Annotated in this window: 27 protein-coding genes; 12 read left to right on the plus strand and 15 right to left on the minus strand. The window is 62.5% G+C overall.

Features of this window, described 5'->3' with window-relative positions:
• On the minus strand, positions 1–483 hold a 483-nt coding region (locus KBT70_RS07170; protein ID WP_296630479.1), incomplete at its 3' end, for a glycine zipper domain-containing protein.
• Positions 484–606: 123 nt separating this feature from the next.
• Complete coding sequence (locus KBT70_RS07175) at positions 607–1,443, minus strand: bifunctional helix-turn-helix domain-containing protein/methylated-DNA--[protein]-cysteine S-methyltransferase (protein ID WP_296630484.1); 837 nt, start codon at positions 1,441–1,443, stop codon at positions 607–609.
• Between the two features lie 98 nt (positions 1,444–1,541).
• Here KBT70_RS07175 and nth point away from each other — a divergent pair, with 98 nt between their 5' ends.
• Both nth and KBT70_RS07185 read left to right on the plus strand, forming a co-directional pair.
• Entirely contained in the window at positions 1,542–2,186 is a 645-nt protein-coding gene (nth, locus tag KBT70_RS07180) for an endonuclease III (protein ID WP_296630490.1), read from the plus strand.
• Positions 2,183–3,169: an adenosine kinase gene (locus tag KBT70_RS07185; protein ID WP_296630493.1), complete on the plus strand. Its 987-nt coding sequence runs from the start codon at positions 2,183–2,185 to the stop codon at positions 3,167–3,169. The genes nth and KBT70_RS07185 overlap by 4 nt, the downstream gene beginning before the upstream one ends.
• A gap of 259 nt (positions 3,170–3,428) precedes the next feature.
• Here the strand turns inward: KBT70_RS07185 and KBT70_RS07190 are convergent, their stop codons facing one another.
• Positions 3,429–4,205 carry an enoyl-CoA hydratase gene (locus tag KBT70_RS07190; RefSeq protein WP_296630569.1) on the minus strand — a complete coding sequence of 259 codons (777 nt, stop codon included), beginning with the start codon at positions 4,203–4,205 and terminating at the stop codon, positions 3,429–3,431.
• Positions 4,206–4,269: 64 nt separating this feature from the next.
• Positions 4,270–5,121 carry a bifunctional DNA-formamidopyrimidine glycosylase/DNA-(apurinic or apyrimidinic site) lyase gene (mutM, locus tag KBT70_RS07195; protein ID WP_296630496.1) on the minus strand — a complete coding sequence of 284 codons (852 nt, stop codon included), beginning with the start codon at positions 5,119–5,121 and terminating at the stop codon, positions 4,270–4,272.
• Positions 5,122–5,207: 86 nt separating this feature from the next.
• Here mutM and ubiE point away from each other — a divergent pair, with 86 nt between their 5' ends.
• The 4 genes from ubiE to KBT70_RS07215 all read left to right on the plus strand — a co-directional run bounded on the left by ubiE (position 5,208) and on the right by KBT70_RS07215 (position 10,416).
• A complete protein-coding gene (gene ubiE / locus KBT70_RS07200) occupies positions 5,208–5,951 on the plus strand; it encodes a bifunctional demethylmenaquinone methyltransferase/2-methoxy-6-polyprenyl-1,4-benzoquinol methylase UbiE (RefSeq protein ID WP_296630500.1) in 744 nt (247 codons plus the stop codon).
• A 3-nt stretch (positions 5,952–5,954) separates the two neighbouring features.
• Entirely contained in the window at positions 5,955–7,493 is a 1,539-nt protein-coding gene (gene ubiB, locus KBT70_RS07205) for a 2-polyprenylphenol 6-hydroxylase (RefSeq protein WP_296630503.1), read from the plus strand.
• A 122-nt stretch (positions 7,494–7,615) separates the two neighbouring features.
• Complete coding sequence (locus tag KBT70_RS07210; protein WP_296630506.1) at positions 7,616–9,745, plus strand: YjbH domain-containing protein; 2,130 nt, start codon at positions 7,616–7,618, stop codon at positions 9,743–9,745.
• Positions 9,742–10,416, plus strand: a complete 675-nt coding sequence (locus KBT70_RS07215; RefSeq protein ID WP_296630509.1) for a YjbF family lipoprotein — start codon at positions 9,742–9,744, stop codon at positions 10,414–10,416. The genes KBT70_RS07210 and KBT70_RS07215 overlap by 4 nt, the downstream gene beginning before the upstream one ends.
• Positions 10,417–10,420: 4 nt before the next feature.
• On the opposite strand, the gene KBT70_RS07220 is transcribed toward KBT70_RS07215, so the two are convergent.
• Genes KBT70_RS07220 through hutI form a run of 4 tightly spaced genes read right to left on the minus strand, consistent with a single transcriptional unit; the run spans position 10,421 to position 15,418 of the window.
• Positions 10,421–10,903, minus strand: a complete 483-nt coding sequence (locus KBT70_RS07220) for a DUF1810 domain-containing protein (protein WP_296630513.1) — start codon at positions 10,901–10,903, stop codon at positions 10,421–10,423.
• Positions 10,904–10,932: 29 nt separating this feature from the next.
• Positions 10,933–12,600, minus strand: coding sequence for a urocanate hydratase (gene hutU / locus KBT70_RS07225; RefSeq protein WP_296630516.1), 1,668 nt, complete (start codon positions 12,598–12,600; stop codon positions 10,933–10,935).
• Positions 12,601–12,641: 41 nt separating this feature from the next.
• Positions 12,642–14,210 (minus strand): histidine ammonia-lyase, encoded by a 1,569-nt coding sequence (gene hutH / locus KBT70_RS07230; protein WP_296630519.1) that lies wholly within the window; start codon positions 14,208–14,210, stop codon positions 12,642–12,644.
• Positions 14,207–15,418: an imidazolonepropionase gene (hutI, locus tag KBT70_RS07235; protein ID WP_296630522.1), complete on the minus strand. Its 1,212-nt coding sequence runs from the start codon at positions 15,416–15,418 to the stop codon at positions 14,207–14,209. The genes hutH and hutI overlap by 4 nt, the downstream gene beginning before the upstream one ends.
• Before the next feature lie 161 nt (positions 15,419–15,579).
• Here hutI and KBT70_RS07240 point away from each other — a divergent pair, with 161 nt between their 5' ends.
• The 6 genes from KBT70_RS07240 to ade all read left to right on the plus strand — a co-directional run bounded on the left by KBT70_RS07240 (position 15,580) and on the right by ade (position 22,942).
• Complete coding sequence (locus KBT70_RS07240; protein WP_296630529.1) at positions 15,580–16,293, plus strand: UTRA domain-containing protein; 714 nt, start codon at positions 15,580–15,582, stop codon at positions 16,291–16,293.
• 80 nt (positions 16,294–16,373) lie between these two features.
• Entirely contained in the window at positions 16,374–17,720 is a 1,347-nt protein-coding gene (aroA, locus tag KBT70_RS07245) for a 3-phosphoshikimate 1-carboxyvinyltransferase (protein WP_296630531.1), read from the plus strand.
• A 97-nt stretch (positions 17,721–17,817) separates the two neighbouring features.
• Positions 17,818–18,504, plus strand: coding sequence for a hypothetical protein (locus tag KBT70_RS07250; RefSeq protein ID WP_296630534.1), 687 nt, complete (start codon positions 17,818–17,820; stop codon positions 18,502–18,504).
• 132 nt (positions 18,505–18,636) lie between these two features.
• Positions 18,637–20,679, plus strand: a complete 2,043-nt coding sequence (locus tag KBT70_RS07255) for an ASKHA domain-containing protein (protein WP_296630537.1) — start codon at positions 18,637–18,639, stop codon at positions 20,677–20,679.
• Positions 20,680–20,750: 71 nt separating this feature from the next.
• Entirely contained in the window at positions 20,751–21,146 is a 396-nt protein-coding gene (locus KBT70_RS07260) for a hypothetical protein (protein ID WP_296630539.1), read from the plus strand.
• A gap of 101 nt (positions 21,147–21,247) precedes the next feature.
• Positions 21,248–22,942 carry an adenine deaminase gene (gene ade / locus KBT70_RS07265; protein WP_296630543.1) on the plus strand — a complete coding sequence of 565 codons (1,695 nt, stop codon included), beginning with the start codon at positions 21,248–21,250 and terminating at the stop codon, positions 22,940–22,942.
• Here ade and KBT70_RS07270 read toward each other — a convergent pair.
• The 7 genes from KBT70_RS07270 to KBT70_RS07300 form a co-directional block, all read right to left on the minus strand.
• Positions 22,939–23,175 (minus strand): Lrp/AsnC ligand binding domain-containing protein, encoded by a 237-nt coding sequence (locus KBT70_RS07270; protein ID WP_296630547.1) that lies wholly within the window; start codon positions 23,173–23,175, stop codon positions 22,939–22,941. The genes ade and KBT70_RS07270 overlap by 4 nt on opposite strands.
• A gap of 111 nt (positions 23,176–23,286) precedes the next feature.
• Positions 23,287–24,090, minus strand: coding sequence for a DUF1217 domain-containing protein (locus tag KBT70_RS07275; RefSeq protein ID WP_296630549.1), 804 nt, complete (start codon positions 24,088–24,090; stop codon positions 23,287–23,289).
• Positions 24,087–24,491 (minus strand): flagellar biosynthesis repressor FlbT, encoded by a 405-nt coding sequence (gene flbT, locus KBT70_RS07280; RefSeq protein ID WP_296630553.1) that lies wholly within the window; start codon positions 24,489–24,491, stop codon positions 24,087–24,089. The genes KBT70_RS07275 and flbT overlap by 4 nt, the downstream gene beginning before the upstream one ends.
• Positions 24,488–24,865: a flagellar biosynthesis regulator FlaF gene (gene flaF / locus KBT70_RS07285; RefSeq protein WP_296630556.1), complete on the minus strand. Its 378-nt coding sequence runs from the start codon at positions 24,863–24,865 to the stop codon at positions 24,488–24,490. Before flaF ends, flbT begins: the two co-directional genes overlap by 4 nt.
• Before the next feature lie 74 nt (positions 24,866–24,939).
• A complete protein-coding gene (locus KBT70_RS07290; RefSeq protein ID WP_296630559.1) occupies positions 24,940–25,770 on the minus strand; it encodes a flagellin in 831 nt (276 codons plus the stop codon).
• A 210-nt stretch (positions 25,771–25,980) separates the two neighbouring features.
• Complete coding sequence (locus KBT70_RS07295) at positions 25,981–26,340, minus strand: flagellar protein FlgN (RefSeq protein WP_296630562.1); 360 nt, start codon at positions 26,338–26,340, stop codon at positions 25,981–25,983.
• Positions 26,330–26,614 carry a rod-binding protein gene (locus KBT70_RS07300; RefSeq protein ID WP_296630565.1) on the minus strand — a complete coding sequence of 95 codons (285 nt, stop codon included), beginning with the start codon at positions 26,612–26,614 and terminating at the stop codon, positions 26,330–26,332. Before KBT70_RS07300 ends, KBT70_RS07295 begins: the two co-directional genes overlap by 11 nt.
• Positions 26,615–26,699 lie beyond the last annotated feature (85 nt).

A 26,699-nucleotide genomic window follows, 5' to 3' on the forward strand; every position in this document is an offset into this window, starting at 1 on the left:
CTGATTGTATCCGGCATCGCCATCGCTGTCGGTATGGCCCACGACCTGAACGGTTGTGTTGGGGTAGGCCTGAAGGCTCTGCGAGACTTTGAAGAGGTCATCACGCAGGGCAGGGGCCACAGTGGCCCCGTCCACCGGGAAGCGGATGTCTTGCGGCATTGTCAGAATCAAGCGGTCGCCGGTATTGACGATCCGTACATCGCTGTCGAGTTGCTGGCGCAATTCCGCCTCTTGCCGGTCCAGCGCATTACCGATGGCGGCACCGCCCACGGCACCGAGGACACCCCCGAGCAGCGCGCCCTTGCCCTTGTCATCGCTGACGATCGCGCCGGTGCCGGCCCCAATGAGGCCGCCAATGAGCGCCCCCTGCTGGGTCTTTTGATTGGGGTTTGGGCCGCCGACATAGCCCGGATCGGTGCAGGCCGCCGCCAGCAGCAGGGATGCGCCAGAGAGCATCAGCAAGGATTTTTTCGCTCGTATCATGGTATTCGCCTCTCGAGTTCAACTGGCCCGACAGTTCGGGTCTGCGGCGATGATATGCAATAACAACCGCCACCCCAAGGGTCATTGACGGGGAAAAACACCCCATGGCCTGCAGAATTCCGCCTATCCGTCGGCGCGCGCCCCTTCCCAGGCAAGCATCGCGCGTTTGACGGGCAAGCCCCAGTGATAGCCACCAAGCGCGCCCGATTTGCGCAGGGCGCGGTGGCAGGGGATAAGATAGCTCACCGGATTGCGACCTACCGCCGTGCCCACGGCCCGCACGGCGCGCGGGTTGCCGATGGCGCTTGCGATTTCCGAATAGGTGGTCACATGGCCGGATGGGATTTGCAGCAAGGCTTCCCAGACCTTGATCTGGAACGGCGCGCCGATCATGTGGAGCGCGGCCTCTCCACGACCGCCAAAGGCCGCTTCTACCCAAGCCACAATCCTGTCGGGCGCTTCGGAATAGCTGGCCTTGGGCCAGCGGGACCGCATGTCCGCCATCGCCACCTCGCGCCCGAATTCCTCGGAAAAGGCCAGACCGCAGAGGCCGCGCTCCGTGCCCATGGCAAGCGCCTCGCCAAACGGGCTATCAAACCAGCCGAAATAGATGGTCAGCCCGTCCCCCTGGCGCGCGAATTCACCGGGGCTCATCGCCTCCCACCGCAAGAAGAGATCGTGGAGACGCCCGGTGCCCGACAGCCCGGCCTCATCTGCCGCCGCGAGGGTGGTGAAACGTTCCGTGAGCAGCGCCTTGGCATGGCCCAGCGTCAGATATTGCTGATAGCGTTTGGGGGACACCCCCACCCACTGCGAGAAGAGCCGCTGGAAATGCGCGGCGCTCATGCCCATCTCTCGGGCCAATTCCTCGAGCGTGAGCGTCGCGTCGCACCCGTCAATAAGATCAATCGCGCGGCGCATGACGTGATAGTGATAGCCGGGTTCCGGTTGGGCGTTCATCGTGGTGATCCTGTGGTTGCAGGGGCAGAGTAAGACGTCAGATCACGGCACGCGACCCGAATGTTGCGCATCTGTCGGTTTCCCGGCATAGAGCAGTCATGGCACGCCAACTTGACTATCACACGATCCGCGAAATCTTTGCCCGGTTTCAGGCCACCGAGCCAGAGCCAAAGGGCGAGTTGGAGCATGTCAACGCCTATACGCTCGTGGTCGCGGTCGCCCTTTCAGCGCAGGCCACCGATGTGGGGGTGAACCGCGCCACGCGTGACCTCTTTCAGATCGCCGACACACCGCAAAAGATGCTGGATTTGGGCGAAGAGGGGCTGATCCAGCATATCAAGACGATTGGCCTTTATCGCAACAAGGCCAAGCATGTGATGAAACTGAGCCGCATCTTGGTCGAGGACTATGGCGGCGAGGTGCCCAATTCCCGCGCCGCGCTGCAATCCTTGCCCGGCGTCGGGCGCAAGACAGCCAATGTCGTGCTCAACATGTGGTGGCACTATCCGGCGCAGGCGGTGGATACGCATATCTTCCGCGTGGGCAATCGCAGCGGCATCTGCCCCGGCAAAAGCGTTGATGCCGTCGAGCGCGCCATTGAGGATAACGTGCCCGTGGACTTTCAGCGCCACGCGCATCATTGGCTCATCCTGCATGGCCGCTATATCTGCAAGGCGCGCAAACCCGCCTGCGGCACCTGCCTTATTCGTGATCTCTGCTTATTCGAGGACAAGACTCTATGACAAAATATCAGGCCGTCGGCATCGGCAATGCCGTGGTGGACGTGATCAGCCAATGCGATGACGCCTTTCTGTCGCGCGTGGGCATCGACAAGGGCGTGATGCAATTGATCGAAACCGAACGCGCCGAATTTCTCTATGAAAACATGACGGACCGGCGGCAGATGCCGGGCGGATCGGTCGCCAATACCATTGCGGGATTGGGCGCGCTTGGCCTCTCGACCGGCTTTATCGGACGGGTCAGCGATGATGACCTCGGGCGCTACTACGCCGCGGCGATGGCCGAGGTCGGCACCGATTTCGTCAATCCGCCGCGCAGCGATGGCGCACTTCCCACCTCGCGCTCGATGATCTTTGTCTCGCCCGATGGCGAGCGGTCGATGAACACCTATCTAGGCATTTCGACCGAACTTGATGAGGGCGATGTGCCCGAGGCCGTAGCCGGGCAAGCGGAGCTATTGTTCCTCGAGGGCTATCTCTTTGACAAACCCAAGGGCAAGGCGGCGTTTCAGGCGGCGGCGCGCGCCGCGCGGGCGGGCGGCGGCAAGGCCGGGATCACCCTCTCGGACCCGTTTTGCGTCAATCGCCACCGCGACGATTTCCGGGGTCTCTTGCGGGAGTTGGACTATGTGATCGGCAACGAGCACGAATGGTGCGCGCTCTACGAGACCGAGGATCTGGGCGCGGCCATGGAACAGGCAGCCTCCGAAAGCGGGCTCATTGTCTGCACCCGCTCGGGCCATGATGTCGTGCTGGTGCAAGGGGATGAAACCGTGACCGTGCCGGTGCACCGCGTGACCCCGGTCGATACCACGGGCGCAGGCGATCAGTTCGCGGCCGGGCTTCTTTATGGTCTGGCGACCGGCAAGCCTCTTGCTGTGGCGGGGCGCATGGGCTGCATCGCCGCTGCCGAGGTGATCAGCCATTACGGCGCGCGCCCCGAGGCGGATGTCAAGGCGCTCTTTGCGGCGGAAGGGTTGATCTGACCGACGCGCAGAGCCTGGCAGAGACCGGGATTTGAGTATTTGTGCCATAAAGAAACATAAGGGTTTGTTAACCTAAGGATGGCATGTTCGAGGCGCGGTACAGGCTGGAGAGCCGATGACCGCCCGTGAAGAAGGAGCGCCCGGGTGTTGCGTGTGTCAAACCCGGGCGCGCATCGTCGTCTTTCTTTATGGTCCCAATACTCCGGGGTGAATTGGCCGCAGGCCAAGAGGGGCAGCGCCCCTCCTGCCGCAACCACGCTCACTTGTCGCGGAACTGCGCCTCGCGTTTCTCGGCAAAGGCGGCCATGCCTTCTTTCTGATCTTCAGTGGCAAAGAGCGAGTGGAACACGCGACGCTCAAACAAGAGCCCCTCGCGCAGCGTCGTCTCGTATGAGCGATTGACCGCCTCTTTGGCTGCCATCACGGAAATCTGCGATTTCTCGGCAATCTTCTGCGCCGCTGCCATCGCCTCTTCCATCAGCTTCTTGGCGGGCACCACGCGGCTCACGAGCCCCGAACGCTCTGCCTCTTCGGCATCCATGAAGCGTCCCGTCAGGTTCATGTCCATGGCCTTGGACTTGCCCACCAGCCGTGTCAGGCGCTGCGTGCCCCCAAGGCCCGCGATCACGCCCAGATTGATTTCGGGCTGGCCGAATTTGGCGGTGTCCGAGCAGATGATGAAATCGCACATCATTGCAAGTTCACAGCCGCCACCCAACGCATAGCCCGATACGGCGGCGATGATCGGCTTGCGCACCCGGCAGATGGCGGCGCTGTCGGCGGTAAAGAGGTCTTCGGTGAAAACATCGACAAAGCTCTTCTCGCTCATCATCTTGATGTCGGCCCCGGCGGCAAAAGCCTTTTCCGAGCCGGTCAGCACGATGCAGCGCACTTTTTCGTTCTGTTGTGCTTCGCCCAATGCCTCTGCAAGTTCCGACATCAACTGCGCGTTGAGCGCGTTGAGCGCGTCGGGACGGTTGAGCTTGATGAGGGCGACGTGGTCTTCTATTTCGACGATGATCGTCTCATAGGCCATGAAATCAGCTTTCATTTGTTGTCATCAAGGCCGATTCATTACCACTGTTGGCCGCGCGTTCAACCTATCTTTGACACTGATGGCAATAGAAGCTGGATCGACCGGCCTGTGTGACGCGGGCGATATGGCCTTTGCATCCGGCGTTGCGGCAGGGTTCGCCTTCGCGCCCGTAGACGTCAAAGCTGTGCTGGAAATAGCCCAACTCCCCATCAGCCTGACGAAAATCCCGCAAGGACGATCCACCAGCGGTGATGGCATCGGCCAGCACCGCGCGGATGATCGGCACAAGGGCCGCCGCACGTTTGGCCGAGAGGGCACCCGCCCGACGCAGCGGCGAGATGCGCGCGCGAAAGAGCGCCTCGCAAACATAGATATTCCCGAGCCCTGCGACGATTCGTTGATCCAGGAGGGCGGATTTGATCGGCGTGTTGCGTCCCTTGAGGGCGGCCACCAGATAGGGTTCGTTGAACGCATTGCCCAATGGTTCTGGCCCCAGCCGGGCCAAGAGGGGGTGCGCCTCTGCTGTCATGGTGGGCAGCAGGTCCATCGCCCCAAAGCGGCGTGGATCGTTGAAGGTGATCCGCGCGCCCCCCTCCATATCGAGCACGACATGGTCGTGTTTTTCCGGGGCCGGGTGATCATGTACAAAACGGCCCAAGGGATCGCCCGACACCAGCATGCGGCCCGACATTCCGAGGTGAATGAGCAGGCTCTCGCCCGATGTCAGATCGGCGAGAATGTATTTCGAGCGGCGCCGGAGCGCCGTCACTCTCTGGCCGGTCAGGCGCGCGGCCATGTCGGGGGGGAAGGGCCAGCGCAGATCAGGTCGGTTGACGGTGGCGCGGGCAATCACCTGCCCCTCCATCACCGGGGTCAGGCCGCGGCGGACTGTCTCAACCTCGGGCAATTCTGGCATATCGGACCTCTATGGGCACAAGGGGCGCATTGTAACCCCCTGTCATAGCCCTATAAGAAAGGCGAGACACAAGAGCGGCAAGGCCCATGAACGAGAAAACCACGCATTTCGGATTTCAGGACATCCCCGAGTCAGAGAAGGCCGGGCGCGTGCGCGGCGTCTTTGGCAGCGTGGCCAGCAAATACGATGTGATGAACGATGCCATGTCTCTTGGTATTCATCGGATCTGGAAGGATGCGATGATGGACTGGCTCGCCCCGCGCGCGGGTCAACGCTTGCTCGATGTGGCGGGGGGCACGGGGGATATTTCCTTTCGCTTTCTCAAGCGCGCCGGCTATGGCCATGCCACCGTCCTTGATCTGACAGAGCCGATGCTGGTCGAGGGCCGCAAACGTGCCGAGGCCGAGAGCATGGCCGATAGTCTCGATTGGGTGGTGGGCGATGCAATGGTGCTGCCCTTTCCGAATGCCAGTTTCGACGTCTACACCATCAGCTTTGGCATCCGCAACGTGACCCGCCCGCAAGAGGCGCTGAACGAGGCGTTTCGCGTTCTCAAACCCGGCGGGCGGCTGATGGTGCTGGAATTCAGCCAGATCCCCAACGAGTTGATGCAAAAGGTCTATGACCTCTACAGCTTCAACATCATCCCGCGTCTGGGGCAGATGATCGCCAATGATCGCGATAGCTATCAGTATCTGGTCGAATCCATCCGCAAGTTTCCCGATCAGGAGACATTTCTGGGCATGGTCCGCCAAGCCGGGTTTGAACAGGCGAAATACCGCAATCTGAGCATGGGCATCGCCTGCCTGCATTCCGGCTGGAAGATCTGAGCGATGCGCGGTCCGCACAACATCCTGCGCCTCATTCGCACCGGGGCCACGCTGGAGCGGACGGGCGCGATGGGTCTCATCATGGATGCCTTCGAGGCACCACCGCTGGTGCGCGGCACCATGCGGTTTCTGGCCTGGCCGTTTCAATGGCTGGGGGACAAGGGTGATCCTGCGACCCCGCCCGCGCCGCGCGCGCTAACCGCTCTGGGGCCTGCCTATATCAAGTTCGGCCAGATCCTCAGCACACGCCCCGATCTGGTGGGCGAGGAACTGGCGACGCATCTGCGGGTCTTGCAGGACAAGCTGCCGCCCTTTTCGGTCGATCTGGCCAAGCGCAGCATCGCGCAGGAACTGGGCCATCCGGTCGAAGACATCTTTGATGATTTCAGCCAGCCGGTTGCCGCCGCCTCTATCGCGCAGGTTCACAAGGCGCGGCTACGTGGGACGGGCGAGGAGGTGGCCGTCAAGGTTCTACGTCCGGGGATCGAGCGGGCATTCCGCCGTGACATTGACGCCTTTTACTTTGCCGCGCGCATGGTCGAGCTTTTGGCCCCCGGCGCGCGCCGTCTGCGCCCCACCGAGGTCATCGAACATTTCGAAGGCGTGGTGATGGGCGAACTCGATCTGCGGCTCGAGGCGGCCTCGGCCTCGGAATTCGCGGCCAATACCGCCAAGGATGCGGGGTTTCAGTTGCCAACGGTGCAATGGCCCCTGTCGTCGCGTCGGGTGATGACCATGACCTGGGCCGATGGCCTGCCGTTGGGGGATAACGCCGCGCTCGATGCGGCAGGCCATGATCGCGCCGAACTGGGCGAGCGGGTATTGCAACTCTTTCTCAGCCATGCGCTGCGCGACGGGTATTTCCACGCCGATATGCATCAGGGCAATCTCAAGGTCGCAGGGAATGGCGATATCATCGCCTATGATTTCGGCATCATGGGGCATATCGACGAATACACCCGACGCGTTTATGCCGAGATCCTCTATGGCTTTATCAAGCGCGATTACCGGCGCGTCGCCGAGGTGCATTTCGAGGCGGGATATGTGCCGGCCGACCGCGATGTCGATGCGTTTGCCCGCGCATTGCGCGCGGTTGGAGAGCCGATCTTTGGCATGGATGCCAGCAAGATTTCCATGGGCAGCCTGCTCAGCTATCTCTTTGAGGTCACAGAGCGCTTTGGCATGGAGACGCGCACCGAATTGATCCTCTTGCAGCGCACCATGGTCGTGGTCGAGGGGGTGGCGCGCAGCCTCAATCCGCAGATCAACATCTGGCAGGTCGCCAAGCCCGTGGTCGAGGATTACATCAAGCAGACCATCGGTCCGCGTGCTGCGCTGCGCGATCTGGGGCGCACGGCAATGGTGCTGTCGCGCTATGGTCCAAGGCTGCCGGGCTTGGTCGAGGCGGCGCTGATCCGGCAGAGCGCCCCACAGGTGCCGCCCAAGCGTTCCGTTTGGCCAGAGCGTGCTCTCTGGGCGGGCTTGGGAATTGTGGTTGGCGCGGTTGGTGTCACGGTCGCTGCGATTTTGGTCGGGCTGTGACGGATTTCCGCACAAATCGACATTGGCCGGACTCTGTGTGGAAACTCACGTTGCCGTGTCGGACTGTGATCGTTATGGTCCTGACGAGAAGTTGGAAGGCGCTCGAAACCGGTGAACAGTCGATGACAATCAGATTGCGAAACATTTTGGGCGCTGTGGCCATTGTGACCGGGGCCATGGGTGCGTCCGGGGCATATGCCAACGATCTGGTCACGACTCTGACGAACAATTACGGCACGCCGGGCGGTCTGATTGACATGCCCACCGCGGAAATGGCCCCGGATGCACAGATTTCGACGACCGTTTCCTATTTCGACGGGTTCAGCAAATCCACGCTGAGTTTTCAGGTGGCCCCCTGGCTGACGGGCAGTTTCCGGTATGCTGGCACGCGGGATCTCACCCCGCAATTCGATACCTTCTATGACCGCAGCTTTGACTTGCGATTCCGGATATTCAAGGAAACCGAGTATTCCCCGGCCATTGCCGTTGGTCTTCAGGATTTTCTGGGGACCGGGGTTCTTGGCGGGGAATATATCGTCGCCACGAAATCCGTGGGCAGCCGCCTGCGCCTGACCGCAGGTCTTGGGTGGGGGCGGTTCGGGTCCAACAATTCGATCGGTGGATTCGGCACAAGAACACCGTTCAATTTCGCCGGGGTCGGCACCGGCGGGGATGTCAGCATCTCGAACTGGTTCAAGGGCGATATCGGCCTCTTTGGGGGCTTCAGCTATGAGGTGACGAACAAGCTGTCTTTCGCGCTCGAATATTCCTCGGACAGTTATGACACCGAGCGGCGCGCCGGTATCTTTAACCAAAGCACCGCAGTCAACGCCCGTGTGACCTACAAGCTGGCACCGGATGCAAACCTCAGCGCCTTTTACCTGCATGGCAAAGAGTTTGGTATCAACCTCGCCATCGCAATCAACCCGCGCGGCATGCCTGTGCCCGGTGGTTTGGAGGCGGCCCCGCTGCCTGTGGCCGTGCGCGACCCCGATGCCGCCCGCGATCTGGGCTGGGCAGATCAACCCGCGGCGCGCGCGCAGGTGGCAAAATCGCTGGATGAAACGCTGGCTCTGGATGAGATCGACCTGATCCGCCTGCGGCTCGAGGGGCGCGCGGCCTATGTCGGCATCCAGAACGAGACCTATGACCGCACATCACAGGCGCTGGGGCGCACCGTGCGTGCGATGACCCGCGCGCTGCCTGCCTCGGTTGAGGATTTCCACGTTACGCTCTACACCAAGGGTATTCCAGCCAGCACCGTCAGCTTTAGCCGCACCGATATCGAGCGGCTCGAACACAAGGCCTCGGACGAGGCGTTGGCGGCTGCAACTTTTCGCGACAGCTTGCGGTTCGGCAATCTGCCCGAACCTCTGCCGGGCAAGTTTCCGCGTTATGGATGGAGCATTTACCCGTTCACGCGCATCAGTCTCTTTGATCCAGACGAGCCGCTGCGTTTTGACGTCGCGATGCGCGTTCAGGGACAAGCTGAATTGGGACGTGGCTGGATGGCCCGCGGGGCCGCTTCTGTCAAGCTCTTTGGCAATCTGGACCAGTCCAACCGCCTCAGCAATTCGCGTATCCCGCGCGTGCGCTCGGATGCGGCGCTTTATGCCAAGTCTGATTCCCCTCGTGTCGACTGGTTGACCCTGACCAAGTATCAGCGGCTCGCCCCGGATTACTATGGGCGGGTGACGTTGGGATACCTTGAGCAGATGTATGCCGGGGTCTCGACCGAAGTGCTGTGGCGGCCTGTGGATAGCCGTATCGCCATCGGGGCAGAGCTGAACTATGTCCGGCCGCGCGATTTCGATGGCGATTTCGGGCTGCGAGACAACAACACCATCAGCGGCAACATCCCGGATTTCAACGGCCATGCCTCGGTCTATTACGACTTTGGCGGTGGCTATCATGCCCAAGTGGATGCCGGCCGCTATCTGGCGGGGGATTGGGGTGTGACCATCGGGTTTGACCGCGAATTCGCCAACGGCTGGAAGGTCGGTGCTTTTGCCACCAAGACCGACGTGTCGGCGCAGGATTTCGGCGAAGGCTCATTTGACAAGGGCATCCGCATCACCGCCCCGATTTCATGGCTGTTCGGCAAGCCGACACAGCAGGCTCCGACCGCAGTTATCCGGCCTCTGACCCGCGACGGGGGCGCGCGCGTCAACGTGACGGGCCGTTTGTATGAAACCGTGCGCAATTCGCACGAGCGCGATACCGTGGCAAGCTGGGGGAAATTCTGGAGATGATCGCTGCGTCGCTGCCCCGGCTCACCCTTTTGCTCTGCGCCATGGCGCTTGCGGCCTGTTCCAACCAACGCAGTTCGGAGAACGTGTTTTCTGTTGCCAAGACGGTAATCCAACAACGCCGCGCGCAACCCGTCACACCTGATCCGCAGGTCGTTCAGGCCGTTGTCACGGATGCCCTGTCCAACACAACCGGTCCTCTGGCACTCTACGCGCTCGAGGATCGCAAGGCGGTCGCGGTCCTGCGCCCAATCGCGCGCAATGGCGACTATCAGACATGGGCCTCGTATGGCAGCTCTGCCCGGCTCAGCGCGACGACGCTCAACGGTGTTCTGGTGTCGACCCGTGGTCTGGGCAATGACCTCATGTCGTCGCGGGTAGAGCCGCTTCTCGAAGTTGTCTCGCGCCGCGAAGATGGCGTGGCGACGATCCAGCAACGCTATCTCGATGGCGAGAACCAGATCGTGAACCTGAAATCCGACTGCAAGATCACGCGCGGCGAGACGGAAACGCTGGGTGGTTCGGTCTCGGGTGTGCGCATGACGGCGGAGTGCTGGCAGGCGGATCGCAGCGTGGTGAATTCCTATCTCGTCGATGCCAATGGCACGGTCGTGCAATCACGCCATTGGGCCGGCCCGACCATGGGCTATAGTTCGATCCAGCGGTTGCGCTGACCTTTCAGGTGGCGCTACCGGCGGTTCTTGCCGCGTTGGGATTTATGAAATACTCGTCATCCGTTGGCATTGCCCGCCGCCCCGCCAGATAGTCGAGGGTGGTTTCGCACCGCAGCCCGCCAAAGAACCGCGCGAGCACATGGGTAAATATCTCTGGCCCCTCCGCCTCGGCAAAGAGCGTGGCGCAAGATTGCAGCTTGAGTGAATCGATTGGTCCCAAGACCTTTTCGGCAGAAATATCCTCGAGCGCCAGCAGCGCCGCGCAGGTTTCGATCAGGCGTGGCCCGAGCACCGGATGCGCCAGATAGGCCCGCGCGTGATCAAGATCGTCGATCGCAAAGGATTTCGCGAACTCCGACCGCCCCAGTCCCTTGACCTGAGGCAGCACGAACCACGCCCAGTGATGCCGTTTTTCCCGATTGCGAATCTCGTTCAGTGGAAGCGGCCAGATCCGATCCTGTGCCGATACGAAACGCTCCAAATTCATGGCGTCACCCTTTGTTTGTCAATTCTGGATCATGTCAAAATGCCCGGAAGGTTTAACCCATGTTCGCGCGCGCAATCCAGCGCAATCTCATATCCCGCATCGGCATGGCGCATCACGCCGGTCGCCGGATCGTTCCAGAGCACCCGCGCCAGACGCTGATCCGCTTCTGCGGTGCCATCGCAACAGATCACCATGCCGGAATGTTGGCTGAACCCCATCCCGACACCGCCGCCATGGTGCAGGCTGACCCATGTCGCCCCCGAGGCGCAGTTGAGCAGCGCGTTGAGCAAGGGCCAGTCGCTGACTGCATCCGAGCCATCGCGCATCGCCTCTGTCTCGCGGTTGGGGCTGGCGACCGATCCGCTGTCGAGGTGATCCCGACCGATCACCACCGGGGCGCTCAACTCGCCGGTGCGCACCATCTCGTTAAAGGCCAGCCCCAGCTTGTGCCGCAGCCCGAGGCCCACCCAGCAGATGCGCGCAGGCAGCCCCTGAAACGCGATCCGCTCGCGCGCCATATCGAGCCAGTTGTGCAGATGCGGATCGTCGATCAATTCCTTCACCTTGGCGTCGGTCTTGTAGATATCCTCGGGATCGCCGCTCAGGGCACACCAGCGAAACGGTCCGATTCCCCGGCAAAAGAGCGGGCGGATATAGGCGGGTACAAAGCCGGGAAAGGCAAAGGCCTCCTTCAACCCCTCGTCAAGCGCGACCTGACGGATGTTGTTGCCATAGTCGAGCGTGGGCACGCCTGCGTTCCAGAAATCGACCATCGCCTGCACCTGTACCCGCATCGAGGCGCGGGCGGACCGCTCAACCGCCTTGGGGTCTGTTTCTTGCCTCTCGCGCCATTGGGCCACGGACCAGCCTTGGGGTAGATAGCCATGCAGAGGGTCATGGGCAGAAGTTTGATCCGTCACGATATCGGGGCGCACCCCGCGCTTGACCAGTTCGGGAAACACATCCGCCGCATTGCCGATCAGCGCCACGCTCTTGGCCGCGCCCGCCGTGCACCAGCGGTCGATCATGGCGAGAGCCTCGTCCAGATCATGCGTGATCTCATCGACATAGCGTGTGCGCTTGCGAAATTCGGCGCGGCTCTCGTCACATTCCACCGCCAGACAGCAGGCCCCCGCCATCACCGCGGCGAGAGGTTGTGCGCCGCCCATGCCGCCCAGACCGCCGGTCAAAATCCAGCGCCCCTTGAGAATGCCGCCGTAATGCTGCCGCCCTGCCTCGACAAAGGTTTCATAGGTGCCCTGCACGATGCCCTGCGTGCCGATATAGATCCACGACCCCGCCGTCATCTGGCCATACATCATCAAGCCCTTTTTATCGAGCTCGCTGAAATGGTCCCAGGTGGCCCAATGCGGCACGAGGTTGCTGTTGGCGATCAAGACGCGGGGCGCGTCCCTGTGGGTGCGGAACACGCCCACGGGCTTGCCGGATTGCACCAACAGCGTCTCGTCCTCCTCCAGCGCGCGCAACGCCGCGACGATCCGGTCGAAATCCTGCCAGGTGCGCGCCGCACGCCCAATGCCGCCATAAACGACGAGCTCATGGGGGTTTTCGGCCACATCCGGGTGTAGGTTGTTCATCAGCATGCGCAGCGGTGCCTCTGTCAGCCAGCTCTTGGCGCTGAGCGTGGTGCCGGTCGCGGGATAGATATCACGGATGTTGTGGCGCGGGTTGGTCATGGGAGGGTCCTCGGCAGGTGGTGGGAGAAGCGGGGGCAGGCTCAAAGGCTGTGCGGTGCTGCCCCACGTGTGAGTGGCAGATCAATGCCGCTGGCCGCCACCAGATCCCCCGCGCGCACCATGGCTGCGGCGGCATTCAGATCGGGGGCGAGGTAGCGGTCGCTGGACAGGGGCGGTATCTCGCGGCGTAGGCGGGTGATAACCGCGTTGAGCGCAGCACTTGTTTTCAAGGGTGCGCGAAACGCGATGCCTTGCGCGGCACAGATGGCCTCGACCCCCAGAATGACGCTCAGATTGCCATTCATCCGGCGGAGTCGTCGCGCGGCATGGGCCGCCATGCTGACGTGATCCTCTTGATTGGCAGAGGTGGGGGTGGAATCGGTGGTGCAGGGATTGGCCAGATGCTTGTTCTCGCTCATGAGCGCGGCGGTCGTGACCTCGGCGATCATCAACCCGGAATTCAGCCCCGGTTCCGGGGTCAGAAACGGCGGCAAATCAAAGCTCAGCGTGGGATCAACCATGAGCGCCACGCGCCGTTGCGCGATGGCCCCGATTTCGGAAATCGCCATGGCAATCTGATCGGCGGCAAAGCCCACGGGTTCCGCATGGAAATTGCCACCCGACACGATCATGCCGCCGTCGGGATGGTCCGGGTCCACCAGAACCAGCGGATTGTCGGTCACGGCATTGGCCTCGATTTCCAGAACCTCGCCGGCGCGGCGCAAGAGATCGACCGCCGCCCCAGACACCTGCGCCTGACAGCGGATGCAATAAGGGTCTTGCACGCGGCTATCGCCTTCGCGGTGGCTCTCGCGGATTTCGCTCCCCTGCATCAACGCCGCCTGCGCGCGTGCCACGTCGATCTGGCCGGGGTGGCCGCGCAAGTGATGGATCGCGGGCAAGAGCGGCGCGGTAGACCCCATGATCGCATCCGTCGAGAGCGCCGCCGTGACAACGCAATTCTGCGCGTTGCGCCACGCCTCCCAGAGACCGGTGAGCGCGCAGGCGGTTGAAAATTGCGTGCCGTTGATCAGCGCCAGCCCTTCCTTGGGGCCAAGCGTGATGGGCACAATTCCCTGCCGCGTCATGGCCTCGGCACCGGACAGGCGTTCGCCGCCGACCCATGCCTCGCCCGCGCCGATCATCACCGCCGCCATATGCGCCAGCGGGGCCAGATCGCCCGAGGCACCCACCGATCCCTGGTCCGGCACGACCGGTGTGACGCCCCGCTCCAGCATCGCCTCAAGCAAGGTGATGGTGGACCAAGCGACGCCCGAGGCCCCGCGCCCAAGGCTCAGCAGCTTGAGCACCATCATCAGCCGCGTTGTGGCGGTATCCAGCGCCTCGCCCACGCCGCAGCAATGCGACAGGATGAGATTGCGTTGCAATTCTTCGGTCTTTTCCGGCGCGATCTTGACGCTGGCCAATTTGCCAAAGCCGGTATTCACACCATACACAGCCGTATGTCCCGCCGCTGCCTTGGCGACAAGCGCATGCGCGGCCTCGACGGCAGGCCGCACGCCGCGGTCGAGGGTGACCGGCAACGCCTCGCGCCAGATGCGTTCCAGCACCGCCAGCCGCACCTGACCGGGAACCAATGTGACTGTCATGCCGTGCCTCCGAAAATCCGCCGCCAGAGCGGGTTAAACCCGATGCGATAGGCCAGTTCGGCAGGGTGCCCGATATCCCAGATCGCGAGATCGGCGCGCGCTCCGGTGGCGATCACTCCGCAATCTTTCAGTCCAAGGGCGCGCGCGGCCTCTCGCGTGACCCCGGCCAGCGCCTCTTCCGGCGTCATGCGAAAGAGCGTGCAGCCCATGTTCATCGCCAACAAGAGCGAGGCCATGGGCGACGAGCCAGGATTGCAATCCGTGGCGAGCGCCATGGCAACGCCCTCGGCGCGAAATGCGTCCACCGGCGGCAGACGTGTTTCGCGCAGCGTGTAAAATGCGCCGGGCAAAAGCACCGCGACGCTGCCCGATTGCGCCAGCGCCTTGGCATCCTCGGCCGTCGCATATTCCAGATGATCCGCCGATAGCGCGCCAAAGCGCGCCGCCATGCGCGTGCCCCCCATCTGGCTCAACTGCTCGGCATGCAGCTTGACCGGGAGGCCAAGCGCCTGCGCTTGGACAAAGAGCGGTTCCAGATCATCGGGGGAAAAGGCGATCCCCTCGCAGAAACCGTCTACCGCATCGACCAGCCCTTCGGCATGCGCGGCCCTGAGGGCCGGGATGCAGACCTCGGAAACATACGCTTGCGTATTGCCCTTGAACTCTGGCGGCACCGCATGTGCGCCCAGAAAGCTGGTCTTGATCCGGATGTCGCGCACGCGGGCAATGGACCGCGCCACGCGCAGCATTTTCAGTTCGGTGTCAATATCGAGGCCATAGCCCGATTTCACCTCGAGCGTGCAGACCCCTTCGGCAATCAGCGCATCGACAAATCGCAATGCGCCGCGCAACAGCGCCTCTTCCGAGGCCTCTCGCGTCGCCTTGACAGTCGAGAGGATGCCCCCACCGGCGCGCGCCACCTCTTCATAGCTGGCCCCCTGCAACCGCATCTCGAATTCAGCAGAGCGGTTGCCGCCATGCACGACATGGGTGTGGCAATCTATCAGCGCCGGGGTGACGACACGCCCGCCAAGGTTCTCTTCCGGTCCGTCATAGCCTGCGGGCAAGTCCTGCTCTTGGCCTACCCAGACAATGCGCCCTGCCTCGATGAGAAGGGCACCATTGGGGACAAGGCCATAGGGCTGCCCAGCCTGCATCGTTGCCAGTGTTGCATTGCGGAAAAGCATCGGGCGGTCCTCCTCAGACATCCTCCTCAATATGTCTATACATAATAATTCTGTCAAGATCGAGATCATGCAGCCAGCACCTCAGACACGCCGCGGTTCTTGCCTTTGGCATCGGCCATGGCGTAACGCTCTTCTGGGCGTGCAGGCACAGACCGCTGGCGCGCAAAACCGATGTAGGCCGCATGACCGATCCGCAGTTCAAAACTTGGCAATCCATTCAGGACGAGGTGCTGCGCCGCATCCATGCACGGGAATGGCCGCCCGGTGCGGATATCCCGAACGAGGCGGATCTGGCGCGCGAGTTTGGCTGCGCGCGCGCCACAGTGAACCGCGCTCTGCGAGCCTTGGCCGAGGCGGGGATGATCGAGCGGCGGCGCAAGGCGGGCACGCGCGTGGCCCTGCATCCGGTCAGCCGCGCCACCGTCGATATTCCGGTCATCCGGCAAGAGGTGGCAGCCCTTGGCAAGACCTATGACTACCGCCGCCTGAGCCACGCGCAGGCCGTGCCCCCGACGAATGTGGCGCAGCGGCTCTGCCCCGATGCGCCCTGCACCGCGCTGCATGTCACGGCGCTGCATCTAGCCTCGGGGGTGCCTTTCGTCTTCGAGGACCGCTGGATCAATCTCGACACCGCCCCTGCCGCCGCCACGCAGGATTTCGTGACCACCAATGCCAATGAATGGCTTTTGGCCCATGTGCCCTATACCCATGGAGAAATCCGCCTCTCGGCAGAAGCGGCCTCGGAGGACGAAGCCCGCGTTTTGCGCACTGACCCCGGCGCGCCCCTCTTTGTCATGGAGCGCCTGACGTGGGACCACGGGCGCCCCGTGACGCTTGCGCGTCTGTGCTATGCGCCGGGCCACAAGATCGTGACCCATCTGGGAACTGCGCCCTGATCCAAGGTGGCGATGGTCATGGACGGGTCCGCCCGCTTGGGCTATCAGGCGGGCGAAAGAGACCACTCAAGAGGCGCACCATGTCTGGCCACGGCACACCCATTCCCATGACCTCTCACCGCTCCGGGCCGCTGTCCGGTGTTGCCGATGTGCCGGGGGACAAGTCGATCTCGCACCGCTCGCTGATCTTGGGCGCGCTGAGTGTGGGCGAAACTGTGATCACCGGGCTTCTCGAAGGCGAAGACGTGCTCGACACAGCCAAGGCAATGCGCGCCTTTGGCGCAGAGGTGACGCGCGACGCGGCGGGCACATGGCATGTGCATGGCGTGGGTGTGGGCGGCTTTGCCGAACCGGATCACGTCATTGATTGCGGCAATTCGGGCACCGGCGTGCGGCTGATCATGGGCGCGATGGCGACCTCGCCGATCACGGCCACCTTTACCGGCGACGCCAGCCTGAACAAGCGCCCGATGGCGCGGGTCACGGACCCTCTGTCCCTCTTCGGGGCGCAGGCTGTGGGGCGCGCGGGCGGGCGGCTACCCATGACCATCGTGGGCGCGGCGGAGCCTGTTCCAGTGCGCTATGTCGTTCCCGTGCCCTCGGCTCAGGTCAAGAGCGCGGTGCTGTTGGCTGGCCTCAACGCGCCGGGTCAAACCGTGGTGATCGAGCGCGAGGCGACGCGCGACCATACCGAGCGGATGCTGGCCGGGTTCGGGGCCGAAATCACCACCGAAGAGACCGAAGAGGGCCGTGTGATCACCCTGACCGGTCAACCCGAGCTTCGGCCTCAGACCATCGTGGTGCCGCGCGATCCCTCGTCGGCGGCGTTTCCGGTCTGTGCCGCGCTGATTGTCCCCGGCTCTGATGTTCTGGTGCCCAATATCGGGCTCAATCCGACGCGCGCGGGTCTCTTTACCACGCTGCGCGAGATGGGCGCGGACCTCAGCTATGAGAACCTGCGCGAAGAAGGCGGCGAGCCTGTCGCCGACCTGCGCGCGCGCTTTTCGCCGGACCTCAAGGGGATCGCGGTGCCGCCTGAACGCGCGGCCAGCATGATCGACGAGTATCCCGTTCTCTCCGTGGTGGCGGCCTTTGCCAGTGGCGAGACGGTGATGCGCGGCGTCAAGGAATTGCGCGTCAAGGAAAGCGACCGGATCGAGGCCATGGCCGCCGGATTGCGCGCAGGCGGTGTCGAGGTCGAGGATGGGCCGGATTGGTGGATCGTGCGCGGCCGGGGTCATGGTAATGTGCCGGGCGGCCAGATCTGCGCCAGCCATCTCGACCACCGGATTGCCATGTCTTTCCTCGTGATGGGCATGGCCAGCACCGCCCCGGTTCAGGTCGATGACGCAAGCCCCATCGCCACCTCCTTTCCGATTTTCGAGGCATTGTTGGCGCGGCTTGGTGCGGATATCCGGCGTGATTGAGGGGCAGGCGCGCACGGATTGCGGGCAATGCAAATGCGCGTGATAACCGCGTGAGTCCCATTGTGCGGGTCAAGGCGCAAAGCCTAGACTCAGGGCTATGGATGACTCTGCCCGCCACGCCACACCACCCGCGCCGCCACCTGTGAAAACGGGTCTTCTGCGCACGCTGTTGCGCTTGGCGGTGCTGGTTGTCTTGGTGGTTGGCATGCATGTCTTGTTCACCTGGGCCGAGAGTTATGTTCTGAAAAATGAACAGGGCTGGACAATGCCGGGATTTCTGGTGCTGGCCCTGCTGGTCTATGCGGTACTCATTGCCATCCCCTTTGTGCCGGGGATCGAGATCGGGTTGATGGTGTTGGCCGCGGGCGGGGGCGATATCGCACCCTTTGTCTGGCTGGCCACCGCCAGCGGCTTGTCGATGGCCTATATGGCCGGATGCAAAGTGCCCTATCGCTGGTTGCACCGGGTGATGCTCGATCTGCATCTGATGCGCGCCTGCCGCATGTTGGAAGAGTTTCAGACCCTGTCGCTGCCAGAGCGCGCGGCGTTCATTGCGGCTCAGTTGCCGGGGCGTTACCTCGACTGGATTGTCCGCTATCGCTATGTGCATCTCGCGGTGCTGATCAATGTGCCGGGCAATTCGATCATTGGCGGCGGCGGCGGGATTGCCTTTGTCTCGGGTCTTTCGGGAGTGTTTCGCGCGCCTCTGGCGATCCTGACGCTCTTTGTGGCAACAGCCCCGGTGCCTCTGGCGATCTGGCTTTTTGGCTGGTCTCTGACCTGATGCGGACCTGACGGACCCAGACGGGGCACTCTATGCCGCGCGCCGACGATTTTCTGACGCTTGTGGGCTGTCGGTCTAGCGCCTATGGCTTATGTTCCGCGCAAGCAACGCGTCAGAAGCAGGATTTCTCACATGTCGACAGACCCCCTTGTCGTTTTCACGCCCTCCGGGAAACGCGGGCGCTTTCCCAAGGGCACGCCGGTTCTGACCGCCGCGCGTCAACTTGGCGTCGATCTTGATTCGGTCTGTGGCGGGCGCGGCATCTGTTCGAAATGTCAGATTTCGCCGGGCTATGGCGAGTTTTCCAAGCACGGCGTCACGGTCCATCAGGATGCGCTGTCGGAATGGAACGCGGTCGAGGAACGCTATGACCAAAAACGCGGCCTGAAACCGGGGCGGCGTCTGGGCTGTCAGGCGCAGATCATGAGCGACGTGGTGATCGACGTCCCCCCCGAGAGCCAGGTTCACAAACAGGTGGTGCGCAAGGCCGCCTCTGCCCGCGTGATCGAGATGGACCCGGCCACCCGCCTCTATTTCGTCGAGGTGGACGAGGCCGACATGCACGAACCCACCGGCGATTTCGAGCGGCTGAAGCGTGCGCTCAAGGCACAGTGGGATATCCCCGATATCCGCGCCGATCTGAGTTTCCTGTCCAAATTGCAACCCGTTCTGCGCAAAGGCAAGTTTCAGGTCACGGTCGCCCTGCATAGAGGCCATGCAGAGGCGCCGGCACAGGTTCTGGAAATCTGGCCCGGCCTGCACGAAGGCGGCCTTTTTGGTCTGGCTATCGACCTTGGTTCGACCACGATTGCCGCCCACCTGACCGATCTGGAAACCGGCGAGGTCAAGGCGTCGTCGGGCATCATGAACCCGCAAATCCGCTTTGGCGAGGATCTGATGAGCCGCGTGAGCTATGCGATGATGAACCCCGGCGGCGACCGCGAAATGACTGCCGCCGTGCGCGACGCGATCAACACCTTGGCTGAGGAAATCGCCAAGGAGGCCGACATCGCCCCTAACCTGATCGTCGAGACGGTTTTTGTCTGCAACCCGGTCATGCACCACCTCTTGTTGGGCATCGATCCGGTGGAACTGGGACAGGCGCCCTTTGCGCTGGCCACCTCTGGCAGCATGGCCCTGAACGCCCGCGAACTCGATCTGACCGCGATCAACCCGCGCGCGCAGGTCTATGTGCTGCCGTGCATCGCAGGCCATGTCGGGGCCGATGCCGCCGCCGTCGCGCTGAGCGAGGAGCCGGGAAAATCCGAGGATCTGGCCCTGATCGTCGATGTAGGCACCAACGCCGAAATCCTCTTGGGCGACAAGACCCGCGTGCTGGCCTGTTCTTCGCCCACGGGCCCCGCCTTTGAAGGCGCGCAGATTTCCAGCGGCCAGCGTGCCGCCCCCGGTGCCATCGAGGCCATTCGCATCGACCCCGTGACCAAGGAACCCCGGTTCCGCGTGATCGGGACTGACATTTGGTCGGACGAGGACGGGTTCGAGGCGGCTGTGGGCGATGGCGGCATCACCGGCATTTGTGGCTCTGGCATCATCGAGGCTGTGGCCGAGATGCGCATGGCGGGGCTCTTGGACGAAAGCGGGCTGATCGGATCGGCCGAGGCCACCGGCACGGCGCGCATGATCGAGGACGGGCGCACCCATTCCTATGTCATCCACGATGGCAGCGCCAAGGGTGGACCGTTGATCACCGTTACCCAAGGCGACATTCGCGCCATCCAGCTTGCCAAATCGGCGCTCTATGCCGGGGCGCGCCTCTTGATGGACGAGCGGGGCGTGGACAAGGTGGACCGCGTTGTTCTGGCCGGTGCCTTTGGCGCGCATATCTCGCCGCTGCATGCAATGGTGCTTGGCATGATCCCCGATGTGCCGCTCGACAAGGTGACATCGGCGGGCAATGCGGCGGGCACTGGCGCGCGCATCGCGCTCTGCAATGTGGCTGCCCGGCGCGAGATTGAGCGCGTGGTGGGGCAGATCACCAAGGTCGAGACCGCCATCGAGCCGAAATTCCAAGAGCATTTCGTCGCTGCCAACGCGATCCCGCACAAGACCGACCCCTTCCCGGAACTGTCCAAGATCGTGACCCTGCCCAATCCCAGCTTTAACACCCATGGCGACGGCAGCGACGGCGGACGGCGCAAGCGCAGGCGGGGGTGACGCGAATTAGGCACTTTCCCTCGTCTGAGGCGCGGGATATGGACGCGCACACTCTGTAAAAAGGTAATCAGATGAAACAGTTGTTCGTGCCGGCCCTGCTGTCCATTTCCCTCCTGAGCGCCTGTGGCGGTCGCACACCCGATCCTGTGGCCGAAGTGCAGGTTGGTGACAGCGCCCTCACCTGCGCACAGTTGCGCAGCGAGATCACGGCCAATACCCGCGCCATCGAGGGCCTGATCAAAGAACAGCAAACCAAGACCGCGCAGAACATCGTTGCCGGGACCGCAGGGGCCTTTCTGCTCGTGCCGTGGTTCTTCATGGATATGAAGGGCGCTGCAGGCGACGAGGCGCGCGCCTACCAGCGCCGCAACGAATCGCTGGTCAGCCGCTACAATGGCATGTCCTGCAAACCAGAAATGAAGCTCGCAAAACCCGCGGCGCAGAAGCCTGCCACGCAGACCGAGTGAGGACGCCCTGACAGCAAGCCCAAGGCCGACAGGTTTCGGCCATCGGGCTTGCTCTCGCTCCTGCGACGCGCGACAGTTGCAAAATGTCGGAGGGTCAGCGCATGGCACATCTCGAACAACGGATCGCACAGGGCCGGGGCGATGCCCCCGCTGATCTGGTCCTGCGCGGGGCGCAGGTCTTTGACCTTGTGACGGGGGATATGATCCCCGGCGATGTGGCCATTTGCGGCGATACCATCGTAGGTATTGGTGTTGAGTATGAAGGGCGTCATGTGATGGACCTCTCGGGTCTCACCCTTGTGCCCGGCTTTATCGACACGCATCTGCATATCGAAAGCTCACTCGTCACGCCCTTTGAATTCGACCGCTGCGTGACGCCGCATGGCGTGACCACCGGGATCTGCGATCCACATGAGATTGCCAATGTTCTGGGGCTGGAGGGCATCCGCTATTTTCAGGCGGCCTCCGAGCACACGCTGATGGACATCCGGGTGCAGCTCTCGTCCTGCGTGCCCTCGACCCATATGGAAACATCGGGCGCAGAGATTGACGCCGAGGATCTGCGCGCGGTCATGGGGCATGCTTCGGGGATCGGTCTGGCCGAGGTGATGAACTTTCCGGGTGTGATCCACCGCGATCCGGGGATGATGGCCAAGCTGCGGCTCTTTGAGGGCGGGCATATCGACGGGCATTGCCCGCAACTCTCGGGGCGTGATCTCAACGCCTATTGTGCGGCGGGCATCCGCACCGAGCATGAGGCGACCACCGCCGAGGAGGCGCGCGAGAAACTGCAACGCGGCATGCGCGTGCTCATTCGCGAAGGCTCGGTCAGCAAGGATCTCCATGCACTTGCGCTGCTGCTGTCGGAGATCACAGCGCCCTATATGTGCCTCTGCACCGATGATCGAAACCCGCTCGATATTGCAGAGGAAGGGCATCTTGATCACATGATCCGGGTGTTGATTGCAGAGGGGGCATCGCCCCTTGCCGCCTATCGCGCGGCATCGCTCTCGGGGGCCGAGGCCTTTGGTCTGCGCGACCGGGGTCTGATTGCGCCGGGGCGGCGGGCGGATATCGTGGCCGTGGGGTCGCTTGCGGCCTGCGATGTGCAGCATGTGTTGTGCGCTGGGCGGCATGCGGATGCCGCGGCCTTTGCTGCACGGCGCAGCCTGCCCGCGATCGGGCGGCACTCGGTGCGAGCGCCAAGGGTCGGCCCGCAGGATTTCCGCCATGCCGGCAACCGGGCCGAAACCGATGTCATTGGCATTCTCGAAGGCAAGATCCTGACCGCGCATCTGCACGAGCGGATCGAGCCGGTGAATGGCGATAAGCGGCCCGATCCCGCGCGCGACCTCGTTCGGATCGCGGTGATCGAGCGGCATGGCAAGAACGGCAACATCGCAACCGGCTTCGTTCGCGGTTTCGGGCTCAAATCCGGGGCTATTGCCTCGACCGTCTGCCACGATCACCACAATATCGCCTGCGTCGGTGTGGATTATGCGGACATGGCCCTTGCCGCGACGCGGCTGGGCGAAATCGAAGGCGGCTTTGTCGTGGTCGCGGGCGGGCGCATTCTGGCAGAACTGCCCTTGCCATTGGCGGGGCTCATGAGCCTAGAGCCCTTCGAGGTGGTGCACGCCCGCCTTGTCGATTTGCGCGCGGCGGCGCGATCCTTGGGCGTGACTTTGCAGGAACCTTTCCTGCAACTGGCCTTTTTGGCACTGCCCGTCATCCCGGCGCTCAAGATCACGGATCGGGGCATGGTCGATGTCACCCGGTTTGAGATCTTGGGCTAAAAGGCCTTGAAGGTCAGGGTCGTTTCGGTCCGCTCGATCCCGGCGATATCCAGAAGATTGTCGTTGATATATTTGCCGATATCCTCGGTTTCGGGGACGTAGAGCTTGAGCAACAGATCAAAGGGGCCGGAGGTGGAATAAAGCTCCGAGTGGATTTCGCGCAGGGCGATGGCCTCGGCCACGCGATAGGAATGCCCCGGTTTGCAGCGGATGTTGATAAAGACGCAGCGCATGTATCCCTCCTGTGGCTCAGCCCCATAGGGCTTTTACTCGCAGGCAATTGCAACGGCAAACTCCAAGTTTTTCGTGTTGATCGGCCCTTGTCCCGCCATGACGCGCCCGTTTCAGACCCTGCGCGGAACCGATTGCAACAGCGTCAACGCAATCGCCTGCGGGGATTGTACATTGAAGCTGGCGACCTGATCACGCAACAGGAAACGCCGGATCAACTGCTCGCGCAGGCTTTCATCGCTCAGATCCGAGAGCGCACCGATGTTCAACTGCCGCGCACTGCGCGATTTGATCTCGTCCAACTGCCGGTCAAGATCCGCCTGCCCGAAACTCTCTGGCAGCCCGAGCGCCACCTCGAACACCCGCCGCAGCGGCGGGTTGCCAAGAATACGGAACCAGCGGGTGTCTTCACTCTCGGCACCGCTCGCGATCTCGCCCAACTCGCGTTGGACGTTCAGGGCAAGACGCAGCGCCTGATCCTGATCTCCAACGGCCACCTCAAACTCGCGACGTCGAAACTTTTCGGTGATCTCCGTGCCAAAGGTGGCCAGTTGTGTCCGCGGGATCGGACGATCCGCAAAGGCAAAGGCCTCGGAGAGCTGTTTGTAGCGCTCATCCGCCAGTCGATTGGCCAGCGCGTCATCCCGGATCGTGCCCTCTTCCAGAATCTTGCGGATAAAGGCGCGGCTGTTGATATCCTCTTGAAGCCCGAATGCCCCCAAGGCCACCCGCAACAGGCGGCGATCCGACACAAGATCCTCCGCCGTGGTGACCTTGCCGATGTTCTGCTCGAAATACTCGGTATCGCGCACAATCTGCGGCGATTTGTTGAACAGATCCGTCTGACGCTCGATCGTGCGCGACAAGAGCGCCCAACCCGGTAATCCCCCCAAGGGCAGGACAGGGGTAAAGTTCATGATGCGCGATGCGCCAAGAGCCGCTCTTCGCGCGGCAGCAGCGCGCGCAGGGCCTTGAGGCATTGATAGGGCTCGCCCTCCAACAGGGCCCGCGTCGCAATTGTCAATTGTGCGCGGCTGTCGGGATCGCGCAACACCTGGCTCAGCTCTTCGATGCGACGCAGGATCTGACGGCGCGTGTCATGCGGATCGCCATCGCCCGAAAGCAAGAGTTGCGTGGCAAAACACGCCCGGCGCACAGGTGTGGTGGCGCTTTCGGGATGGATGGCATCCCGAAGTCGCAGGATATGCGCATTCGGCGTCATGATAGACAGGCGCGAACGACGGTCTCCGTTTTCGATCACAGCCCCGTTGATGAGCACACGCTCTTTCGGATTGAGTTTCAGGACGAGGCCGCTCACTGGTCTGCCCTCCGGTCACTCAGCCCGCGCATTATGGCGGTGTTGATGTCGATCAAGGGCTGCAGCGACGCGTTTGAATTCAGCACCTCGCTGCTGTGCCGGTTGCAAAACTGCGCGAGATAGACGATTCTGGCCCGCAAGGTTTGCGGCAGCGGATTCTTCGGATCGGCCACATCGGTCGCGAGGATGGTCCAGAGCCGCCGGTTGTCATGCAGGGCCGCGGCAAGATCGCCCATATTCCGTGGCTCTTGCGGGGCAACCATGACGAGGCGCTGGGTGACGCGGGCAAAGGCATCATATTCCAGCCCACGTTCTGTCCGGACGCTCCGGGCTTGGTCGCGATAGGCGCTCTGCGCCAGACGGGTCGCATTCACGTCATGTCCTTTCAAAGTCTGTCGGTCACTGGTCAAGTGTCAGGGGCGCCCCAAGAGACGCCCCTGAGAGGTGCTTAGTTCCTGAACAGCGACAGGATGGCCTGCGGGGCCTGATTGGCGATGGACAGGGACTGTGTCGCCAACTGCTGTTGCACCTGCAGCGCCTGCAACCGCGCCGAAGCCTCTTCCAGATCGGCATCGACCAGGGCGCCAATGCCGGATTTCATCGCATCCGTCACCTTGCTGACGAATTCGTTCTGATCCGAAATCCGTTTGGCCGAAGCACCAAGCGCAGCCGCGCCGTCTACCGCCGTCTGGATATGGACTTCGATCGCCGCAAGCGATGTATCGGCCGCAGCCGAAGTCGACACGTCGATGTTGCTCAGATCAAGGTTGGTCTCGAAATCGACAGAGGCCACCGTGATGTTCGAGGCTGTCACCGTTCCGGTCGCGTCGCGGTCGAGCGAGGACAGCACCGTGATCCCGGCATTGCCGGCGGTGTTGAGCAGGTTTGCGCCGTTGAACTGCGACGCGCCGATGATCGAGTTGACCTGATTCACTAACTCATCGACATCGTTCTGGATCTTGCCGTGGTCGACGTTCTCGCCTGTGGCCGCGACCACCTTTTCCTTGATCTCGTTGAGCAGGTTGGTGATCTGTTCCGCCCCCGCCGAGGCCACGGCGACGGTCGATTCGCCCAAGGACAGCGCGTCAGACACAGCCTTGAAACCGCTGACATCGGACTCCATCACCTTGGAAATGGCGAAAATGGCCGAATTGTCCTTGGCCGTTGCGACGGCTTTGCCGGTCGAGATCATATCCTGCGTCTTGGCAAGATTGGAGTTCACGGATTGCAGGGTCTGAAGCGCCACCATGGCGCTGTTATTGGTCAGAATGCTCGACATATCATGTTCCTTTCGGGTTTGGCGTATTTCGCCATTTCATGGTCCGTCCCCCTCTGAGGGAACGATCTGGGCTGTCATTCTGACGGGTGCAGCCTGCGGGAGGATCCCGACTGCGCCATCCACTCCGGGATGCAAGAGGCAGACTGCCTGCAAGAAGCTAATGGAGTGCTAAGCCGGGCCCCTTAAACGCCGCGAATTTTAGCCAATCCCTCAGGCACGCTTCTCCAAATTGTGCGCAATGTCGCCGGGAATAGAGTGTTTGCGGCCATTCTGGTCGTAGGTGTCAAGGGACCGACGAATCCGACGGTGCGCCGCGAGCCGGGCCGCCACGGTGCGTATACCCTGCAGGGCCCCGTCCAGCAGCGCTTGATTGCGCGTGAGCTTGCCCTGAACGGCCCTCAGATCGCCCGTCGGAGCCGAGTCTAGCGCATTGAGCGCGTCCACCAGACGTTCCTTTTCAGCCGTGAGCGCCATGAGCTGCGAAAGATCACCGCGCAAGAGCGCGCCGCGCTCGGCCTCCAAAAGACCGTCAAGCTGGTCGAGGATACGGTTCCCACGGTCATGCATCATTGCTGCGCTCCATCATCGACTGAAAGAAGACATCCGCCAGACCGATACCGCCCGCCTTGACCATCTCCTGTGCCAGCGCCTCGCGATGAAAAGACGCGAATTGCGATTCGCCCGTGCTCGCACCGAAACTGTCGCTCTTGGGTTCCAGCCCTCCGAACTTGAGCATTTCGGCCAGAAAGCTCGCCTCGAGCCGTTCGGCGACAAGCCGGGTGGGGTTCGGCGGTTGCAGAGGCCGGTCCGCAGCCCCGCCGGATAGAGATACTGGGTTAATCATGAGAATCCCTCAAATTGATCACACTGGGCACAAGAAGACCCGAAACCGGTAAAGAAGCAGTAACCGGTTGCTGTCATGTTCAAGG

Origin of the sequence: Roseovarius sp., assembly GCF_018066915.1 — a bacterium.
In the GTDB taxonomy this organism is placed as follows: domain Bacteria; phylum Pseudomonadota; class Alphaproteobacteria; order Rhodobacterales; family Rhodobacteraceae; genus Roseovarius.